The sequence below is a fragment of the Rhodococcoides fascians NBRC 12155 = LMG 3623 genome (genome assembly GCF_001894785.1).
Taxonomy (GTDB): domain Bacteria; phylum Actinomycetota; class Actinomycetes; order Mycobacteriales; family Mycobacteriaceae; genus Rhodococcoides; species Rhodococcoides fascians.
The window spans coordinates 16,309-36,039 of the sequence record NZ_BCWW01000023.1 but is presented as its reverse complement, the minus strand read 5'-3'; the positions used below and the strand labels follow the sequence as shown (position 1 = coordinate 36,039).

16 protein-coding genes and 1 pseudogene are annotated in these 19,731 nt (G+C 65.1%); 10 read left to right on the top strand and 7 right to left on the bottom strand.

From position 1 onward, the window contains the following. Positions 1–9: 9 nt before the first annotated feature. On the bottom strand, positions 10–1,191 hold the full coding sequence (locus RFA01S_RS26860) for an NAD(P)/FAD-dependent oxidoreductase (protein ID WP_032406456.1): 1,182 nt from the start codon (positions 1,189–1,191) through the stop codon (positions 10–12). 267 nt (positions 1,192–1,458) lie between these two features. Here RFA01S_RS26860 and RFA01S_RS26855 point away from each other — a divergent pair, with 267 nt between their 5' ends. Both RFA01S_RS26855 and RFA01S_RS26850 read left to right on the top strand, forming a co-directional pair. Continuing rightward, positions 1,459–1,728, top strand: coding sequence for a hypothetical protein (locus RFA01S_RS26855; protein ID WP_032406457.1), 270 nt, complete (start codon positions 1,459–1,461; stop codon positions 1,726–1,728). 165 nt (positions 1,729–1,893) lie between these two features. Further along, on the top strand, positions 1,894–2,301 hold the full coding sequence (locus tag RFA01S_RS26850) for a VOC family protein (protein WP_032372903.1): 408 nt from the start codon (positions 1,894–1,896) through the stop codon (positions 2,299–2,301). A 6-nt stretch (positions 2,302–2,307) separates the two neighbouring features. Here the strand turns inward: RFA01S_RS26850 and RFA01S_RS26845 are convergent, their stop codons facing one another. After that, entirely contained in the window at positions 2,308–3,282 is a 975-nt protein-coding gene (locus RFA01S_RS26845; RefSeq protein WP_027497693.1) for a sigma-70 family RNA polymerase sigma factor, read from the bottom strand. Between the two features lie 90 nt (positions 3,283–3,372). On the opposite strand from RFA01S_RS26845, the gene RFA01S_RS26840 reads away from it, so the two are divergent. The 5 genes and pseudogenes from RFA01S_RS26840 (at position 3,373) to RFA01S_RS26820 (ending at position 7,709) form a co-directional block, all read left to right on the top strand. Continuing rightward, positions 3,373–4,353, top strand: coding sequence for a GTP pyrophosphokinase (locus tag RFA01S_RS26840; RefSeq protein ID WP_027497694.1), 981 nt, complete (start codon positions 3,373–3,375; stop codon positions 4,351–4,353). Positions 4,354–4,403: 50 nt separating this feature from the next. Next, positions 4,404–5,045, top strand: a complete 642-nt coding sequence (locus RFA01S_RS28375; protein WP_052060501.1) for a DUF2079 domain-containing protein — start codon at positions 4,404–4,406, stop codon at positions 5,043–5,045. Beyond that, positions 4,940–5,506, top strand: a complete 567-nt coding sequence (locus RFA01S_RS28370) for a DUF2079 domain-containing protein (RefSeq protein ID WP_255283985.1) — start codon at positions 4,940–4,942, stop codon at positions 5,504–5,506. The genes RFA01S_RS28375 and RFA01S_RS28370 overlap by 106 nt, the downstream gene beginning before the upstream one ends. Before the next feature lie 138 nt (positions 5,507–5,644). Further along, positions 5,645–6,787: pseudogene (locus RFA01S_RS26825) on the top strand (sulfite reductase subunit alpha); the annotation flags it as partial. 79 nt (positions 6,788–6,866) lie between these two features. Further along, positions 6,867–7,709 carry a TY-Chap domain-containing protein gene (locus RFA01S_RS26820; protein ID WP_052060504.1) on the top strand — a complete coding sequence of 281 codons (843 nt, stop codon included), beginning with the start codon at positions 6,867–6,869 and terminating at the stop codon, positions 7,707–7,709. Between the two features lie 4 nt (positions 7,710–7,713). Here RFA01S_RS26820 and recD read toward each other — a convergent pair whose 3' ends face one another. Genes recD through recC form a run of 3 tightly spaced genes read right to left on the bottom strand, consistent with a single transcriptional unit; the run spans position 7,714 to position 16,189 of the window. Next, on the bottom strand, positions 7,714–9,576 hold the full coding sequence (gene recD / locus RFA01S_RS26815) for an exodeoxyribonuclease V subunit alpha (protein WP_032406459.1): 1,863 nt from the start codon (positions 9,574–9,576) through the stop codon (positions 7,714–7,716). Beyond that, positions 9,573–12,914 carry a UvrD-helicase domain-containing protein gene (locus RFA01S_RS26810; RefSeq protein ID WP_032406460.1) on the bottom strand — a complete coding sequence of 1,114 codons (3,342 nt, stop codon included), beginning with the start codon at positions 12,912–12,914 and terminating at the stop codon, positions 9,573–9,575. Before RFA01S_RS26810 ends, recD begins: the two co-directional genes overlap by 4 nt. Then, entirely contained in the window at positions 12,911–16,189 is a 3,279-nt protein-coding gene (gene recC, locus RFA01S_RS26805; RefSeq protein WP_032406461.1) for an exodeoxyribonuclease V subunit gamma, read from the bottom strand. The genes RFA01S_RS26810 and recC overlap by 4 nt, the downstream gene beginning before the upstream one ends. A gap of 149 nt (positions 16,190–16,338) precedes the next feature. Here recC and RFA01S_RS26800 point away from each other — a divergent pair, with 149 nt between their 5' ends. Continuing rightward, positions 16,339–16,689, top strand: coding sequence for a VOC family protein (locus RFA01S_RS26800; RefSeq protein WP_032364467.1), 351 nt, complete (start codon positions 16,339–16,341; stop codon positions 16,687–16,689). Between the two features lie 164 nt (positions 16,690–16,853). After that, entirely contained in the window at positions 16,854–17,552 is a 699-nt protein-coding gene (locus RFA01S_RS26795) for an excalibur calcium-binding domain-containing protein (protein WP_032406462.1), read from the top strand. On the opposite strand, the gene RFA01S_RS26790 is transcribed toward RFA01S_RS26795, so the two are convergent. Further along, a complete protein-coding gene (locus tag RFA01S_RS26790; protein WP_032399150.1) occupies positions 17,549–18,058 on the bottom strand; it encodes an O-acetyl-ADP-ribose deacetylase in 510 nt (169 codons plus the stop codon). The two genes, RFA01S_RS26795 and RFA01S_RS26790, sit on opposite strands and share 4 nt — an antisense overlap. After that, positions 18,055–18,981 (bottom strand): ADP-ribosylglycohydrolase family protein, encoded by a 927-nt coding sequence (locus tag RFA01S_RS26785; RefSeq protein WP_032406463.1) that lies wholly within the window; start codon positions 18,979–18,981, stop codon positions 18,055–18,057. Before RFA01S_RS26785 ends, RFA01S_RS26790 begins: the two co-directional genes overlap by 4 nt. 62 nt (positions 18,982–19,043) lie before the next feature. Between RFA01S_RS26785 and RFA01S_RS26780 the strand changes: the two genes are divergently transcribed. Beyond that, positions 19,044–19,718, top strand: coding sequence for an NUDIX hydrolase (locus RFA01S_RS26780; protein WP_027497703.1), 675 nt, complete (start codon positions 19,044–19,046; stop codon positions 19,716–19,718). The last annotated feature ends 13 nt before the right edge of the window (positions 19,719–19,731 follow it).

The window sequence follows — 19,731 nt, the reverse complement described above, 5'->3', positions numbered from 1 at the left end:
CCAGAAAGTTCAGATCAACCCCTTCAGGGTTTCCTCCGTGTGCGGCTTCTTCTCGGCCAGCAAGGTACGCGCCTCGTCCAGCCCCTCCCAGACATTCCACATCAGTACCCCGCGCACGACGGCATTGTCGTCGAGGTAGTAGACGACGCCTTCCTTGCCGATCGTCTTCCAGTCCTCCACAGTGTTCAGCGACGTTGCCACCGTTCCGATTGCCTGGTAGCCGTCGTCGTACACGTCGGAGTAGAAGTACGGAGTGTAGGTGTAGGCCGCGCCGGCACCTGCCATGTTGCGGCCCGCCGCTTTGCCCATCTCGGTGGCGTTGTCCACGTGCTCGATGCGTCGGCGACCGAGAATGGCGTCCGGATAGTTGGCCACGTCGCCGGCCGCGTAGATGTGCTCGTCCGCGGTGCGCAGGAACTCGTCGACGACGATGCCGTTGTCCACCTCGAGACCTGCCGCCTCGGCCAGGTCTGTGCTGGGCCGGACACCGAGGCCGAACACGACCCCATCTGCTTCCACCGCGGACCCGTCGTCCAATTGCAGCTGGACACGAGCCGACGCCTCCGCACCCGACGTGACCTTGGTTCCTCGGCGCACGGTGACCCCGTGATCGGAGAACCCTTTGTCGAATCCGGCGGCCAGCGAGCGGGGGAACATGTGGCTGCCCACGACGTCGTCGGACGTGACGAGGGTGACTTTGACACCCTGTTGAGACAGCGCTGCTGCGATTTCCGTTCCGATGTAGCCGCCGCCCACCACCGCTATGTGCTCCGCGGTCTCGGTCAGTTCCCGCAACATCCGGTAATCGGCGAAGGTGCGGAAGTAGATCACTCGTGGACTGGGCGACAGGTCGATCTGCGTCGGCGCTGCGCCGGTTGCGAACAAGAGCGTTCCGTACTCGTGGGTCTCACCGGCCGCTGTCGTGACCGCCTGCTTCGACCGGTCCACCGACGCGATACGCGTACCCGTATGGACCTCGGCACCGGTGTCCGAGGCGGTGCCGAGCGGAACCTGATCACGGCCGAAGTCGCTGTCGGTCCACAACTTCTTCGACAACGCGGGGCGCGTGTACGGCTCGTCGGAATCGGCTCCGAAAATCCCGATGGAACCCGTTGCGTCGTGTTCACGAATCCCACGAGCAGCACTGTCGGCAACCATTCCGCCGCCGATGGTCAGGTAGTCGTATCGCATCGCTCACTCCTTGCACGTGGGGGTATCGACGATCTGGCTACCCGGAACGGCGTGAGCGCAACCACTCCGACGCCTCGGTTCGGAAGGCCGGAGAAAATCGAACCGAACGAACTGTATGCAGCATCACACCCCGTAAAGGTTGGCCCAGGCCCGTCCAGTGGGCATCTTGGTTTGCGAGACGAAACATCGCGTTCACACATTTTGGGTTGTAACGGTTCGGCTCGGACGAACGACTCACACCTCAGGACGCGAACAAAAGGAGACGATGTGACTGTTCAGATCGATTCGCTCGCAGCCGGCACCAGCAATGCCGACAACGCGATCGCAGACGTCGACCAACTCTTCGACGAAGTTTCAACGCTGGACGCCAACATCCTCGACGCCATCGAGCGCCGCACCCGCTTGGCGCGCTCCCTCGCTGCCGTGACGCCCGACGACACCGTGTCGGACACCACAGCAGACCCCTACGCCGATCTCGGCAACGACGGCCGAGTTTTCTCGCGGATGCTTTCCCGCCTCGCGCAGATCACCCGGTAACGTCCTTCCCCCTTTATTTCGCAGTCGCGACCCCGTCGAGCACGTCTCGGCGGGGTCGCGTCGTGTCTGGGCACGGCACCGGTGAATTTGTCGACGGACCGTTGTCAGTACCGGCACGACCGTTGTTCGACGGTCGTGCCGGTACCCGACGAATAGGTGTCATCCATGTCCCGTTTGCTGTTCGCCAATATGCCCGTCCGCGATGTCGTGGCCACCCGCGCATTCTTCGAGGGTCTCGGGTTCGAGTTCAACGACATTTTCAGCGACGAGAACACCGCCTCGATGATCGTCAGCGACCAGGCCACGGTGATGTTTCTGGCCACATCGAGGTTCGGGGATTTCATCTCCGATTCGATCTGCGACACGACGTCGGCTCGTGAGGTACTGATGTGTATTTCGGCCGACAGCCGCGCCGAGGTCGACTCACTCACGGACGCGGCCATCGCCGCGGGTGGATCGAAGTGGATGGAACCGCAGGATCATGGGTTCATGTACGGCCGAGCATTCCGTGATCTGGACGATCACGTGTGGGAAGTGATGTGGATGGACCCCTCGGCCGTTCCGACGAGCTGATGTCGCTCAGAGGCGGTCGGGCAGTCCGAATCGATCGAACAGCGACAGATCGAAGAAGCAGGCGACATGCCCGACGCCTCGAGCGTCGACGTCGAGAACGTGTAGTTGGAACGGTCGATGTATTCCGTCCTCGCCCACCATGTAGAGCCCGTACGCAGGTTGACCGTTCGCTGATGTCGCCACCATCCGCATGTCGCCCGCTCCCTGGGCGGGGCAGTTGTTTCGGATGAGCGATCCGATCGTCTCGGCTCCCTGATACCAGCCGACGAACGGGGGCATCTCCCACACCGCGTCCGAGGTGAAGAGTGTGACCAGCCGGTCGATGTCGTAACGCTCGAAGCACTCCACGTACTGGGCCAGGAGCTGACGCAGTTCGGCAGATTCGATGGGTTCCACGTTGTCCAGTTCCGGAGCGATCTCTTCGAGTCGCTCGCGGGCCCGCTGCAGGAGGCTGTTGACCGCAGTGGTCGTCGTGGCGAGAACCTCGGCGACCTCGGAGGCCTTCCACTGCAACACCTCGCGCATCAACAGCACTGCGCGTTGTCTCGACGACAGATGCTGCAGCGACGCGACGAACGCGAGGCGAACCGACTCCCTCCCCACCACCAACGTGGCCGGGTCGTTCGAGTCGGCCAGATCCGAGTCGGCAATCGGTTCGAGCCACGGCACCTCGTTGTTCTGCACCAGCTCGTCGGTCGGGCCCGAACTCGGCGCGCCGAGTCCGGTAGGAAGCGGACGCTTGGCTCGCCCCTCGAGGGCGGTGAGGCACGTGTTCGTTGCGATTCGATACAGCCAGGTGCGCAGCGACGATCGGCCCTCGTACTTGGCGTACCCCCGCCAGGCGCGGATGTAGGTCTCCTGGAGCATGTCCTCGGCGTCGTGGATGGACCCGGTCATGCGGTAACAGTGCGCCAACAGCTCGCGACGGAACGGATCGAACTGCGCGACGAAGTCGTCGTTCTGCACAGATGCCACGGTCATGCGGAAGAGCTTAAACCGGGTTCGCCCGCATCGACGGCCGATCGCGCGCCACCGCCGGGATTGGTCGGGCCTCTGGGTTAACCTCGGCTCGTGACATCGCTCAGCAGCATCGACGACTTGGTAGAAGAGCTGTATCTGCATCGTCGTCGCGCGTGGGAAGCCGCACTCGTCACCGCACAGAATTTTCTCGAGACCATCGCCGACGAGATACTCGAAGATGTCGACCGAGACAGACTCAATGCCCAGACCGCGCGGATCAAGGACCCCGGCAGATCTGCCGACAAACTCCGTCGATATCTGTCCGAGGGACGCATCAGCGAACCGCACGACGCCGACGCCGTGGCCGACGCACTGCCCGATCTGGTCGGCATCAAGGTGCTGTGCAAGACCCCACGGGACCAGCTCTCGTTCGTCACCGCACTCGAGCGCGCGTGTACCGATCCGAAATGCTCGGTGCGGTTCGCGCAGCCGCCCACCGACTACGTCTCGTTTCCCAAGCCGAGCGGATACCGGGCATATCACGCTGTGCTTGTCGTACGAGTGGCCACTCATCAGGGCGACCTCGACGTGAAGGTGGAGGTTCAGGTCAAGACGCGGCTGCAGGACGCGTGGGGCGAGCTGACCCATGAGGACATGTACAAGCCCGGTGAAGCACTCAAACCGACCAAGAAGCACACCGATTACGCCGCGCACATGGCGCACCTGCTCGATCAAGTCGACGCCATGGCCGACGATCTCGCCGCGCAGCTCGACTCGCTGACCGCCGCCTCGAAGGACGGCAGCGTGGTGGCACCCGACCCGATCCCCAAGGACCCCGATTTCATCCGGGCACGCGTCACGCGCACCGGCCCCCGCTACGCCCTGGCCGTCGGTCCGGACGGGCGCCGTGGGCTCGTCCCCGCACGGTCGGTCAAAGCCGTGATCGGCTCGACCGATCGCATCGCAGTCAACGATTACCTCGAGGTGGGCGACTACATCGACGTCGTCGTGGAGGACTCGGAGGACGCGCTGTACTACCACCTGACCTCGCAGCCGCCGCGGCGCACGCAAGGAAAGAAACGCAAGCGCTGACCGGCGTTTCTCAGGAAGATCTCACGTCGGTCCGGTAGACATGCCATCTCGTGACCACTACCGAGCAATCCCAGGTCGTCACCGACGGCGATAGCGTCGCCGCAACTACGACCGGCACACGCGTCATCGGCCGTCTGCGCAGGAGACTCCGGTCTCCCGATGTGATGGTCCCGACCGTCGCGTTCGTACTCCTTGCATCGCTGTACTCGACGATGTCCGTTCTCGGCCACCGTCAACTGCGCACATCGGGCTTCGACCTCGGAATATTCGTGCAGCAGGTCGCGTCGTACTCGCAGTTTCGGGCTCCGACCTCCGATCTGCTGGGCACCGGCTACAACACCCTCGGTGATCACTTCTCGCCGATCACGGCCCTGCTGGGTCCGGTGTATCGCGTCTTCCCTCATGCCGAGACGCTGCTCGTCGCTCAGGCGGTTCTGTTCGCGCTCGCGGTGATTCCGATCAGTCGATTGGCGGTGCAGAAATTCGGCACTGTCGTCGGAACAGTGATTGCCGGCGCGTTCGGCCTGTCGTGGGGCGTACAAGCCGCGCTGAACTTCGACTTCCTGCCGTCACGGGGTTCTTCGCGCTGCGCTCTCCACTCCTGCTGGTCGCAGTACCGACGGTTGCCTGGCGTTTCCTCAGCGACAACACCAACTTCTGGAAACCGATCTACCACTACAACGCCATTCTGATGGTGATCGTCTTCGTCGCCCTCATCGACGCCTTGGCACGCAGCGAGCGCCACGCCCAGCTGACCGAACGAGGTCGACGAGCGATCGTCGCCTTCGTCGCTGCATTCGCACTGGTGGCACTACCGTTCCTGCCCATGTCGCGGATGGTGCACGCCGAGGAGTGGCGAGTCGATCCACAAGCAGCCACTGCCCGCGACATCTCGGCCTGGATCCCCGCCGGTGACCGCGTTGCGGCGTCGAACAACCTCGTGGCACAACTCGTCGCCGACCACGACGTCTCGGTGTTTCCGCAGCGACCGACCGACTCGACCGTCCCGGATTGGATCGTCGTCAACCGAGAACGGCCCGCGGGTTGGCCGACCGACGAACGCGGCGATCGGCAGGCGATCGACCGGGCACTGACCACCGGATACGACGTCGTCTACTCCGTGGACGGTATCGAGGTGCTGCACCGCAACTGAGCGGTCCCTACTAAGGTTTCGATCAGTTCGGGCATTTCGATACCGCAGGGTTCGCGAACTCTCGACATTCGACCGATCACGACAGCTACGGCAAGGCAGGTACAGGACATCGACGCTCGAACCGGCGACCTCGGCACCACCCGAACAGCATCGAAGCGGTCACCGTGGAATCGGAAGAATCCGTACCGCGCACAGGTGTCGAGCAACCGATTGCTGTCCGGTCCCACCTCTGCGAAAGAAGTACGACACTTCTCGATCGACCTCGGTGACAGCGGAATCACCTACGAGGCGGGAGACGGATTCGGCGTCAAACCCGTCAACGACGCCGCACTGGTCTCGGCCGTCATCGACCGTCTCGGTGTCCCCGCAGACACGGCCGTCCACACCAAGTCCGGAGAAATCACCCTCGCCCAGGCCCTGACCACCGAATACGAAATCGGCATACCGTCGATGGACCTGATAGAAGCCATCGCCGAGCGGGCCGGTGATGCCGAACTGGACCACGTGCTGCAGAACGGCGACCGGGCGTCGTTCGACGCGTGGACATGGGGACGCGACGTCGTCGACGTTCTCGACCTCGATCGGTCGGGTGCTCTCGACCCCGCCGAATTCCTGGGCCTGCTCCGTCCCCTGCAGCACCGCGTCTATTCGATCTCGTCGTCGCCGACAGCGCACGAAGGAAGCGTTCACCTCACCGTGTCGACCGTGAGATACCGATCGGCCGAGCGAGATCGCGGCGGGGTGTGCTCGACGTACCTGGCAGATCGCGTCGGCAACGCGCAGGAAGCGGGAGTGTTTCTCTCGGCCAACAAGTCGTTCCGACTCCCTTCCGACGACACTCCGATCATCATGATCGGTCCGGGCACCGGAGTAGCACCGTTCCGTGCGTTTCTGCACGAACGTCGGGCTCGCGGTGCGTCGGGCCGAAACTGGCTGTTCTTCGGGGACCAACATCGAGCGAGCGACTTCCTCTACGAGGACGAACTCACGGACTTCGAGCGTGACGGTCTGTTGACCAGGCTGGATCTGGCGTTCTCGCGCGACCAGTTCGAGAAGGTCTATGTACAGCACCGCATGCGCGAAGCCGGAAAGCAGCTGTACGGCTGGCTCGAAGAAGGCGCACAGATCTACGTCTGCGGAGACGCGTCACGCATGGCGCAGGGAGTCGACGAGACACTCCACGAGGTCGTCGCCGAACACGGTGGGCGCTCCTCCGACGCCGCGGAGGACTACGTGAACGACCTCAAGCGCGCCAAGCGCTATCTGCGCGACGTCTACTGACGGGCCGTTCTTGTCGGACCCCCTCGCTACCGTCACGGGCACAGCAATGAAGTTCTCGTCCGAGTAGAGGGTGTGCACCGTGAACGCAGTGCAGAACGACCATTTCGACTCCACCACCGCGCGTGCATGGGGCACGTTCACCGAGAATCTGCACGCGCACCTGCGGTCGCTGCCGATGCGGGACTACATCACTGTGACGGCCGCGCAGGCCAGCCCGGGCGAGCGCGGGCTCCGGCCGTACATCGACATCGCAGCAACTCGAGACGGGGCTCTGGTGTCGATCGCGTCGCTGCCCTCGCTGCTGTATCCAGAGGCACCCGAGTCGGTCACCCTCGACGTTCAGTTGCTCGACTTCGGGTGGCTTGACCGAGGCAAGCCCGTCGCAGACGGGTCGGTCATCGATCTCACGCGAACGGATTCGAGGGCCGACGCTGCTCTCGTCGCCGAAATGGTGACCCGGGCGTTCCGCGAGCTGTGGAACGTTCCCCATCCGTCGTTTCTCAGCGTGTGGGGCGTCGCCGCAGACGGAGCCGCCTCGGGGCCGATCGACCTCCAGCGCGGAATCGTCGGCGTCCGGTCCAGCACTGCCGGGGACAGCCGTGTCGACTCGACACCGACCGATCCCCCGTTCGACATCACCGACGTTCCCGACGAACTGCGATCACTGCACACTCTGTGCCAATTGACCGGTCGCAAACTCGACGCGCAAACAGTGCACTCGGTGTGCGTGGGGGCGGACATCGACGAACTCGGTGTACACGCCGTCGCCCTGCATCGCTCGGCTGCCGCACACTCGGACCGCAGCGCAGCCGAGGGAACAGGCACCTCGATCGCGGTGTGGACGGGACTGGCCCGAACCTGGCTGTTGGTTGCCCGCAGTATCGCAGCTGCAGCCGGATCGGACCGGCACGCCTGTCGCTGAACTGCTACAGAATCCTTCGCCGCAATCCGCTGGCCCGCCGGACCTGACGTTCGACTCCGGCTCGGATGGCCTCCTCGGTGCCGATCACCCGTACATGCGACCGCGCACGGGTGATCGCGGTGTAGAGCAACTCGCGAGTGAGCAGAGTCGATGCCTCGGCGGGCAACAGAACCGACACGGTGTCGTACTGGCTGCCCTGGCTCCGGTGAATCGTCATCGCGTACACGGTCTGGACGGCAGAGAGGACGTTCGGGTGAATGAGAACGTGGCCGCGACCCCGCGCGAAAGCAGCCATCGGAGTTCCGTTCTCACCCGACACCACAACACCCGTGTCTCCGTTGTAGATTCGCGCTTCGTGATCGTTGGCCGTCACCAGCAGCGGCTGACCGGGGTACCAGTAGGCGGGGTCGAGGAAGGCCTTGTTCGCTTCTCCCACCCACTCGAGTGCCAGCCGATCCCACAGCGCAACGCCCCACCGCCCCTCACGGTGCGCGCACAGAAGTCGATGCTTCTCCAGTCCCAGCAGCGCCGCGGCGGCGTCACCGCGGGTTGCCGCCGCTGTGACCTCGGCGGCGGTGTCGACCACGTCGGCCCGCAATGCGTCGGTGTCCTCGGGTGCATGGAACGAGATCTGGTCGTCACCGGATTCGAGTAGTTTCATCACCTCGTCACCGCGGCCGTCTCGAACTGCGACGGCCAGACGGGCGATCGCGCCACCGAATCGTCGACCGCGGCTGAGCCGAACCACTCCGCCGCGCAACCTGTCTCGCTCGAACGCACTGAGCGCCGCCTCGTCCGGATCCTCGGCTGCGTCGAAATCCGCGTCGACCAGGTGCGCCAACACAGGGTTCTCGGTGCCAGTGACCGGCCTTGCGACGAGGTCGGCCAGCACTGCTCCGGCGTCGACGGACGTCAACTGATCGGGATCGCCCACGAGTATCAACCGCGATTCCGGTCGAACTGCTTCGAGCAGGCGACACATCATCGTCAACGACACCATCGACGTCTCGTCGACGACCACCACGTCGTAGGGCAGTCGATTGTGGGAGTCGTGACGAAACCTCGTCTTGCTGCCCGGTTTCCACCCCAGCAGGCGATGCAGAGTCATTGCTTTCAGTTCTGCCGGGAGACCCAGCAGTCCCGCTTGCTCGGCCACCGACTCCTGCAGACGGGCGGCAGCCTTGCCGGTGGGGGCGGCAAGACCGATTCTCACATCGCTGCCGTGTTCTCGAACCAACAGCGCCAGAATCCGAGCCACCGTGTGGGTCTTACCGGTGCCCGGCCCGCCGGCTATGACAGTGGTCCAGTGCGTCGCCGCCAGGGCTGCTGCAATGCGTTGTCGATCGGGAGGGGTGGTGGGTGCGCCGGATTCGTCGATGAACAATTCGGCCAACGCACGGTCGATCTTTGCACCGTCGACGACGGGGTGCGACTGCGATCGAGCGTCGAGTATTCCTCGAACTGTGTTCTCCTGCAAGTGATATCGATCCAGGTACAGCAGTTCACCCAGGTCGGTGCGCACCAGCTTCAGCGGCGTCAGCGGCCCATTGACGCTGCCGACCACGAGCGGGCTGACCGCCAACCCGTCGAGAACGTCGGACAGATCGGGCCAGGGAAGAAGGCTCGGATCCACGTCCGATTCCTCGTCCACCGTCACATCCCGCAGGCGCTGCAGGTCCAGACATATCGATCCGGATCGCACTGCGCGCACCGTCAGAGCCGTGGCGAGCAGCACCGGTTCGGAGGCTTCCCCGGCCAGGGCACCGAGCCGCAACGCCACGTGCACGTCGGCCGCTGTCAGTACACCGGCGTCGTTGAAGGACCGCAGAATTCCGCTGCCTCGCAGCGCCGTCGAGACACTCGTCATCGTTCTACCTTTCCGGCGAGCAGATCCGACAACTCGACCACCAGTGCCGCGGGCGGATCCCAGTCGAACACACCGCAGCCGGCCGGAGTCTGCGGCCCCACCATGCCCCGAACGAACAGGTACCGTACTCCGCCGAGATGCGTCTCCGGCCGGTAGTTCGGTTGACGCCATCGCAAATACCTGTGCAACGCAACGGCATACAGAATGGCCTGCAGCGGATAGTGCGACCGCATCATCTCCTGCGCCATCTTCTCGCGCGTGAAATTGCCGGTCGTCAGATCGCCTCGGGCCAGGCGGTTGGTCTTGTAGTCGACCACGATGTAGCGAGGGCCGGGTACCCGAAGAACGGAGTCGATACTTCCGGTGAGAAAGCCGCGCAGTGGGGTGGCTTCCACTGCATCGAGCAGGTCGGCGTAGTCCGCGAGGACATCCGCCGGGTCGAGATGTCGACGCAGCAGCTGCGCAACCGATGTCAGAGTCACGCTCGAGTCCACCGGGTCGTCGCCTCCGGCCAAGGGCAGCTCGAAATCCAGCTCGGCCAGGTGGTCGTTCGGCGCGATGTCGGCCAGCGTCCCGAAGCCCAGCGGTGTCTGCATCACCGGCAACAGGGCGGCTGCCAGAGCCGTCGGATCGACATCTGCCATCCGTGAGGCAACGGCAGCTCTGCAGCGCTGCTCGAGTTCGGATAGTAAATCGGCTGCGGAGGTATCGACGTGCTCGAGGGCCTCGTGCACCAGGGTTCCGAATGCGGCACCGGCCGGCATGCCGTTCATCGGTGACGCGATCCCGTCAACGGGCTCGTCCGGGTTCGCGCTTCCCAGCGGAGGTTCGACAGGCTCATCCGCTTTCTCGGGCCGCTCGGCCTCACTGGTCACCCCCACCTCCGGCTCGACGGGCGACGCATCGTGCGCGTGAGCCGTCAAGGCCGAGTAGGACGTTCGACGCCACAGCAAATCCAGAGCACGCCCGAAGCGAGCGGCAGTGACGTCGCGGTGTTCCTCCTCGGGTCGAACCCACTGCTGATCCGAGGGTGATGTGGGGCCGACTGCCTCGATCGAGATCAGATCCGCTGACGGACCGACCCAGGATTGCACGCGGTTGGCGGTAGTGGCGTCGTCGAGCACCTTGTACGACGGCTCCGGCTGCGCAATCCCCGGAATGCGGCCGAACAGCATGCGGTGCAACGACGACGTAGCAGTGTTGCGTCCCGGTGCCCACCACAACACCACCTGGCACTGGGCTCTGGTGAGTCCCACGTACAGCAGCCGTAGTTCTTCTCCGGCTTCTTCACGATCGTTGACAAGCTTTCGTGCTGCGTAGCCGGCCCCGGAGGGACCGCCGACGTCCCGGATGCGGTGGCCGTCCTCGTGCAGCAGCAGGGTCGACGGTGAGCTGAAGTAGAGCGTGTCCCAGGCGTACGGAAGGTAGACGACGGGAAATTCCAGCCCCTTGCTCCCGTGCGTGGTCATGATCTGCACTGCCGCCGAGTCACTGTCGAGCCGGCGACTGCGATCGGTGGAACCGCCGGCTGCCGGTTCCTTGATTCGATCGGTGAGCCACCGAGTGAGAGCGGTGATTCCGTACGATTCGGATACCGCTGCGCGATTGAGCAGTTGGGCGATGTGCCGCAGGTCGGTCATCGTGCGCTCCCCCGCCTCGACCGCGAGCAACCGAGCATCGAGACCCGACTGCGCCGACACCCGCTCGAACACTGCCGCGAAACCCGCCTCGTCGAACAGCACGGAGTACTCACGCAGCCGGCTGCTCACCTGCGACAGAGCGTCCTCGGCCCCGGAATCGAGTTGGGCGGCAGTCCAACCGAGCAAAGGTGTCAGGGCTGCGAGTCTGACGCGGTCGGTGCGGTGCGGTTGTTCGATCGCTTGCAGTAGCCACAACCAGTGTCGAGCACTGTCGGTGCCGAAGACGCTGGTGCTGCTCGACACCACCGACGGCACACCCACTGCGTCGAGCGCATCTCGAATCAGCGCAACCTGTTTGGTCGTGCGAGTCAACACCGCGATGTCCCGCGGTTCGACCGTCCTCGGCCCGTCCGGCCGGTCCATGACGGCGTTCCCGGACAGGAGCGTCACGATCTCGGCCGCCACATCTGCAGCCACCCGAGAGCGGAGTCGATCCACCGCCGGGAATCCCGAACGCAACGGTCCTGCTCCGGTTCGGGGCAGATAGCGCAGCCGCAACGGAGGATGTCCTGTCATGCGCGAGAACGGGTTCCGCGCTTCGACGCGATGGACGACGATATCGTCGTGTCCGAGGGCGGCACCTCCGTAGAGATGGTCCAACGCGTCGAGGAGCCCGGAGTCGCTACGCCAGTTCGCCGTCAGCTCGTACAGATGATCGGCCGACTGCACCGCATCCAGATAACTCAGCACTTCGGCACCGCGGAAAGCGTAGATGGCCTGCTTCGGATCTCCGACGAGGATCAATGTCGTGTAGCCGTGAAAGGCCCGGCGCAGGATGTCCCACTGCATGGGGTCGGTGTCCTGGAATTCGTCGATCAACACGACACGGAACCGGTCTCGCACGCGCGCGCATGCTGCCTCCCCGTGCACGGGATCGGACAACACCGAGTGCAGCAGTCCGAGTAGATCGTTATAGTCGCGGATGCCGAGAAGACGTTTGCGACGCTCGACCTCACGGCGGGCCTCCCGAGCGAACTGCACCCGCAGGGCGGCTTCCCGGTTGCCGTCGTCACCGTCGAGGTCGTCGAGGTCGTCGATGTCGGGGTACAGGATCGACTGTTGATCTCCGACGGCTGCCGCGGCCAGTTGTTGGGCGTCGCGTCGCCCGAACGGTGGTGCCTCGTCGTCGCCGCTGAACATCTGCAGATACAGATCGTCGACCACCTGCTCGAGCAGATCCGACACCGACTCGACGAACGTGGATTCGGGTTCGCGCTCACCCGCGATACCCAGCCCGTCGAGCATGCGTTGGCAGAAGCTGTGCGTGGTGACGATCGTCCCGGCGTCGAAGTCCGACAGCGCTTTACGCAGTCGCCGGCGCCGCCTGTCCACTTCCTCGTCGTCTGCCGCGGCGAGAAAGGCGACGAGAGGGTCGCGCGCACCACGCGCAGAGTCCGGATCACCGAGGTCTCGGGCGATCGACGCGAACCGGCTGCGGGTGCGATCGCGCAGTTCCTGGGTCGCGGCGCGACTGAACGTCACCAGCAGTAGATCCGAGATCTCGGCCAGTCCTTCGGCGATGTACCGCGCCGCAAGTCCGACGATCGCGTACGTCTTGCCCGTTCCGGCGCTGGCCTCGAGCACGGTCGTCCCGGTCGGCATCGGACCGAGGAGGTCGAATCCGCGTGCGGCGGTCATGCGTTCCCCATGTTCTCTGCGGTCAGCAATGGATCCCACAACCGGCGGGAGAGAACTCCGAAGCGGCTCTGCTCGTTCGCGGGGTCGGTCTCGTCGTCGAGAGGGCTCGGATCGAGCAACGTTCCGAACGAGAGCGACGGGCCGTGCACGTATCGCAACGATCGGTCGGTGCCGTCACCGAAATCGCCGCGCCACGCCCAACCGGCAGATTCGTAACCGTCCTCGATCGATCCGCCGCCGAACCGCTTCTCCGCGTAGGCAGCTGCCGTCCCGGTCGAGATCGGCAGCGGCGCAACCAATCCGCGATCCCGCAGGTCCACCACGTCGCGGAGTACCGCGAGGGGATTCGGAGGGGTCGTCAGGCGGGACCGGCGAGGCGGACGCATTCCGCTGGCGCGCCCGATGGTGACCGCGCTCCACTCCCCCGGCTCGGACGCTGCCACCGCCAGCAGACGCACCCACGCCGCGAGCCTGTGCTTGGCCGCCAGCCGTGAATAGGACGAACGCACGAGTGTCCGGTCGTGAATGCCGGTGACGGTACCGGTCAGACGTCGCCCATCACCGAGATCGACCACGATGTCGGTGGTCTCGGCCGGGCCTTCGTGAAACGGCGCGGCCGCGTCGGCGATGATTCCGACGACTCGGCGGATGTCGGACATCTCGCGTCGACCTTGATGAAACGGAGGCAACGTGCCGCGCCGCCACTCGGCGTCGGCGAATTCGCCGATGTCCGTGCCGGCCAGCACCGCTGCCAACATCCGATCGCCGATGTTCCACCGAGCCAACGGATCCAGTTCGATGTCGAGACTGTCCGCCAGATCGTCTTCGAGCTCGGGAACTCGAAACCCGAGACGTTGACGCAGAAACGCCTGAACCGGATTCTCCACGAACGCGATCACGTCGGCGAGTTCCACGTCGCCCGAATTCGCTGGGGGCAATGCATCTGGCAAGAACAACGGCACCGGTACGGACGGCCGCTGCTGAGACACTGCGCCTGCCAACGCCACCGTGTCGAAGCTGAACGGGTGTCGGGCCTCGAAATTGCGAGGATCGAAGGGCTGCAGTGGATGCCGGTGTTCGACGCTACGGCCGGCGGTCACGTCGAGGACGTCCATCAACTCGCGCAGTGGGATCGCGGGCGGCTTGGTCGATCCGTCGACGGGGTCGGCACCGGTGTAGAAGAGCAGTAGCTTTTCTTCGGCGGACATCACGGCGTCGAGCAGTAGCTGTCGGTCCTCGCTGCGGATGTCGCGTTCGCCGACGGCCGGGTCGCGTGCGAGGACGTCGTCTCCGTCGAGGCTGCCGACGCGGGGAAACACCTCGTCGTCGAGACCGAGAAGGATAACGACGCGGTGCGGGACCGATCGCATCGGCACCATCGTGCACACGGTGAGCTCTCCGGTGCGAAAGTTCGCTCGGGTGGGGCGGCCGGTGAGCCGGCCACCGAGCATGGCGCGCACGTCCGCCAGCCGCAGCTCGGCGGTGTCGCCGTGCTCGGTGGCCTCGGCGATCTCGCGATGCGCTTGCGCCAGTTGCCATTCGTCGGCGGTGGGCACGTCGGCAAGCAGATCGAGGGTGCGGCCGAGCTGCCGCGTCCATTCGGTCACGGGGGCGCGCCCGGACAGCGCCCGTAGTACCGAGGCGAGCCGGTCGACCAGCTCGGCGAATCGGCCCGCGAGCCCGATGTCGTTGCTGTCCACGTCGTCGAGGGGCAGCGCGAGGTCGAGATAGTCGTTCCCGCTCTCGTCCGCCGCCACTCCGAGGAGAATACGGTCGAGTGCGGACTTGAAGGTGTTCTGCCGAAAGTTGTTCAAACCGAAGGATTCTCGTTGTCGCACCGTCAAGCCCCAGCGGGCTCCGGACGTGGCGACCCATTCGCGGAGGCGTTCGAGGTCGTCGTCGGTGAACGAGAACTTCTGCCGCACCGGGCCGCTCGCCGCGAAATCGAGTAGTTCGCTGGCCGTCACTCGCCCCTCGGAGAAATCGAGCACCGTCGCCACCACATCCAGTACCGGATTGGTGCGACGCAGGCCCCGATCGGCAAGCCGGACCCGCAGTCGATGACCGGGATGCACCAATGTGGCCTGGCCGAAATTGGCACGGATCAGCGGCGCATAGGTCTCGACGTCCGGGCACATGACGAGCACGTCACGGGGTTCGAGAGTCGGGTCGTCGGCGAACAGATGCAGCAGAGACTCGCGCAGCACCTCGACCTGGCGGGCAGGCCCATGACATGCGTGAATCTGCACGGTGCCGTCGGCGAGCGCTGGATCGCCGACCGTCGTTGCGTGAGAGGGCACTTCGTCGCCGGCGATGTCGGATTGGATCGTTCCGAGCAAGGTCCGCGTTGGTCCGGGCCCTTCGTGGTGCACGGTGTGATCGGCGATCGACCCGATGGTTGCCTGCAGTTCCCGCACGTCGCGCGACAGACTCGCCAGCAGCGGGTGCTCGACGGCCAGGGCGGTCACGTCGTCGCGCCGTCGGGTGGCCGCCGGGACGTCGGCGAGTGTGGACCACATCGACGGGCTGGGGTGTGGGATCCAGATGTGGACGTCGCGGTGGTGCGCGAGTGCGTGCAGGATGTCGAACTGGTCGGCGGTCAGCCGAGTCGGACCGAACACCGACAACCTGGACGGTAGGTCCACCGCGTTCGGTTCCGATCGCAGTGTCGAACACGTATCGGGAAGGCGCTCGGCGGGACTCGGACTGCCGATCCGCTCGCGCACCAGGCTCCATATCCGCGGTTGCCACGTCAGGTCGTCGTCCAGTTCCTGGCCGAGCCCGTCGGTGAATCGTCCGGCGCGCCAGTCGCGCAGCATCTGGGGTCGCTGAGATCCGTAGGCGCGGAACAGCTCCGCGATGTGCGCGGCCGTCGACCAGCGGCGCCCTACCCGATGATCGTCAGACCCCGATCCCAGATGCTTGGAGAGCACCGCGGCCCACGGTTCGGTGCGGCAGTCGTCGATCACCGACAGCGCGGTCCACAGCACTCGACTGTGAGACCACGGGTCGTCGTCGGGATCGATGCCGTCGACCTCGGAGATGGTGCGCGCGACCAACCTCGCCGGGCTCGGAAACTCGATGTTCGCGGCAATTCCATCACCGTCCGGAGCGCCCAGGACGCTCGACAGACGCTGGGTGAGCCACCGCTCGACACCTCTCGCCGGCACCGACACGATTTCGGGTACGAAGGCATCGGGCAGCGGCTCGGACAGTACATCGGCGAGGGCTGCAGCGAGCGTTCCTGCACGTTCGGCGCGGTGGAGCGTCAACACGGTCGAAGTCCCCTGCCTGCTCGTCTGAGAACGCCCGAATTCGGACTGGTGACGACCCTACTCGAGCCACCGACAAGTTCTGTCCGGTGAGTCGAGCCCTCGGCAGCGGTCCGTATGTGCAGAACCCGACAGCAACGGAGGAGAACGGCATGTTCAGATACATTTTCGCGGTCGTGGCGGTCCGGGACATCGATATCGCGAACACTTGGTACGAGGAGTTGTTCGACCGTCCGGCGGACAACAATCCGATGTCGACACTGGTGGAGTGGCAGGCCGCTCCCGGAGCATGGGTGCAGGTGACCGTCGATTCCGAGCGTGCAGGCTCGTCGCTGTTCAATGTGGCGGTCGACGACCTCGAATCGTTCGTGTCGGCGGCCCACTCGCGCGGAATCGACTTCGCCGACATCGTCGAAGCGAACAAGGGTGTTCGGCTGTCCACGGCCACGGATCCCGACGGCAATTCCATCACCGCTATCGGCGGTTTTCGCGAGCACTACTGAGCCGGGGCGTGCCGTCTCGGCTCGAGGTGTAACGACGCTCGCACGCGGTGCGACATGGTGGAAGGAAATGCGACCGCCCGGTTCGGAAGAACGTGGGGTTGCTCCCGTCTCGCGGACACCCTTCGCCGCGAGACCGACACCCCGTGACCCGAGGACGATCCGACATGACCAGTGCCTACCCACCACCGTTCCAGCGCCCCGCACCCGAGCCAGCTCCTTCTCGACGACCCCTCGTCGGCAGGATCTTCGCCTGGGCGGCAATCGTTTTCGGCGCGATCTTCTTGATCGGAGCCATAATCTCGTTCGAGTTCGGTGCGGTACTCGTCGGCGCATCGATGCTCGCTGCGGGCGTCGCGTACCTTCGGTTGTCCCCTGAGCGTGGACGCAAGGGTTGGGCCGTACCGGCGATCGCTGTTCTTCCGGCATTGATCGTCATGGGACTGACGGGATCGACCGAACCCGAGAAGGTGGCCGTCAACCCGGTCGCGGCCGTGCCCGCGCTACCCACCGTGACGACGACCTCCGCACGTCCGACGACCACCACACCGGCACCGACCACGACGACCACGGCCGCTCCCACCACCGAGCCCGTCGCCGCGATCGTGGAAATACCGACGACGTCGGAGTACACCACCGCTCCCGAGCCCGTCTACATCCCCGAACCTGTCTACATCCCGGAGCCGGTGTACACACCCGAGCCCGTCTACACCGTTCCCGCGCCGTTGGCAGCGGTGCCGGAGAGCGCCTACTACGCAAACTGCTCCGCGGTGCGTGCAGCAGGCGCAGCCCCTATTTACGCCGGCGACCCGGGATACAGCAGCAAACTCGACCGCGACGGGGACGGGGTCGGCTGCGAGAACTAGTTCACCATCCGCCGTGTCAGCTCCGCAGCCTCGCGAGAGTATGCGACGAGCATGACGAGGTCGACGGATGGCCGCGCCGACTTGACTGCAAGGACCTGTCGAGTGATGGCGTCGTGCATCGGCCAACCGTAGGAGCCGGCCGAAATGAGTGGGAAAGCAATGGATTTCAGATTCATCGACGCCGCCAACGCCAGGCTGCGCAGGTAGCACAGGCGTAGTAGTTCGGATCTGTCTTCGTTCTTCGAATAGCGCGGGCCGACGGTGTGGATCACGCAACTGGCGCGCAACCTGCCTGCGGTGGTGGCCACAGCGGCACCGGTGTCGAGGCCGTGGGGCAGGGTGGTGGCCCGCAATGCCTTGCATTCCGCGAGGATCGTGGGGCCTCCGGCCCGATGCAGCGCGCCGTCCACCCCACCGCCGCCGAGGAGTCGGGTGTTGGCCGCATTGACGATCGCGTCTGCGGCCACCTCGGTGATATCACCGTGCACTACGTCGATGATCGTCATGCGTCGTCCTTTCTCTCGGCGATCGCGATGGCGATGCGATCGAGGTCGTCGGCGCGCAGCCCCGGGTAGCCGTGGACCAGCTCGCGCCACTGCGTCGGGACCGCCGACGCGCCCCACCGTGCACCGAGAAGTCCGCCTGCGATCGCGGCGGTGGTGTCGGTGTCCCCGCCTGCTCGGACACACAGTTCGAGCGCGGCAGGAAGGGGCAACGATGCGTCTGCCGCGCGATGTATCGCCCACCAGGCCGTTTGGAGCGCGTGCACGACCCAACCGTTCTTCGGGAAGTCGGTCGGCTCGCCCTCCCGAGCGCTGCCGAGCAGCGGCTGCCAGAAGTCCCGGACATCGGGTTCTTCGTGGCGCAGGAAGTCGGCGATACCGTCGTACGTTCCGTGTAGCACCGCGTGCCGGATCGCGTGCGACCACAGTTGACATGCCTGACCGGCACGAGGATCGGAGTGGGTCAGCGCGCTGATCCGCTCCGCAGCAGCCCGGCATCCGGTCACGTCGTCGAGATAGGCCAGCGCGACGGGCGCGGTCCGCATCAACGAGCCGTTTCCACCGGTCCGGCCGGTCAGCGACGCCGCGACCGCGGCCATCTCCGATCCGGTGCTCGCTCTCTGCGACAGCACTTTCCGGGTCTGATTGCCGACGTCGGGAGGATTCACCGCGAACCAGGCGCGGAAGTTCGCTGCCACCTCATCGACGTCTCCGCCGATCTCGAGAGCGCTCGCAACGCACAGTGCCATCGACGTGTCATCGGTCCATTCCCCCGGGGCCCAGTCGAATGCGCCGCCGCCGATCATCGCAATGGCGGTCTCGTGCGTCGGATATCCGAATTCGTACCCCGCGCCCAACGCATCGCCCACTGCAGTGCCGAGCAGTACCCCACGCGCCCGATCCCGCTGATTGTCGGTCAAGTTCATTCGCTGCCCCTTAGATCGTTGTTGATCTAACAATAGATCAGACTTGCGCTAAGCTGCAACCCATGACGTGGACGGACCGAGACGGCAAGGCTCTGACCGATTACCCGCGACCTTCGGTTGCGGTCGATGTCGCGGTCCTGACGGTCCGTGAACAGCAGCTACAGGTCGTTGTCGTGCCCTCTGAGCGGGGCCTCGCACTTCCCGGAACGTTTCTGCGCCCGTCGGAAACCCTGACCGAAGCCGCCGAACGCGCACTCGAGTCCAAGGCGAACATCGTCGATCTGCAGTTCCACCAACTCAAGCTCTTCGACGAGCCCGGCCGCGACGACCGCGGTTGGGTGCTGTCGATGGCGCACGGCGCAGCCACACCGAGTCGATCACTGCCTGCGACAGCCGAATCGGTCGCCATCGACGGTGTGGTGCCGGGCTCGACGCTGGCGTTCGATCACAGCGAGATGGTCACCGAGGCAGTGCTGGACCTCCGAGCTCGCTACGCGCGAGAGATCGACCCTGCAGGATTCCTGGATTCCACCTTCACGCTCCTCGAACTGCGGTCGCTGTACGAAATCGTCTTCGATCGCGCGTTCTCCAAAGACACGTTTCGCCGCCACGTCATCACCGCACTCGAGGGAACGAGCACGACGACGACGGCAGGTGGCGGTCGCCCGGCCGAGTTGTATCGCCGGGCACCCGATGCTGCACTGGCCGCTTCTGCGGACTCGTTCCTTCGCGGCTAGAGGCGTCACGCGA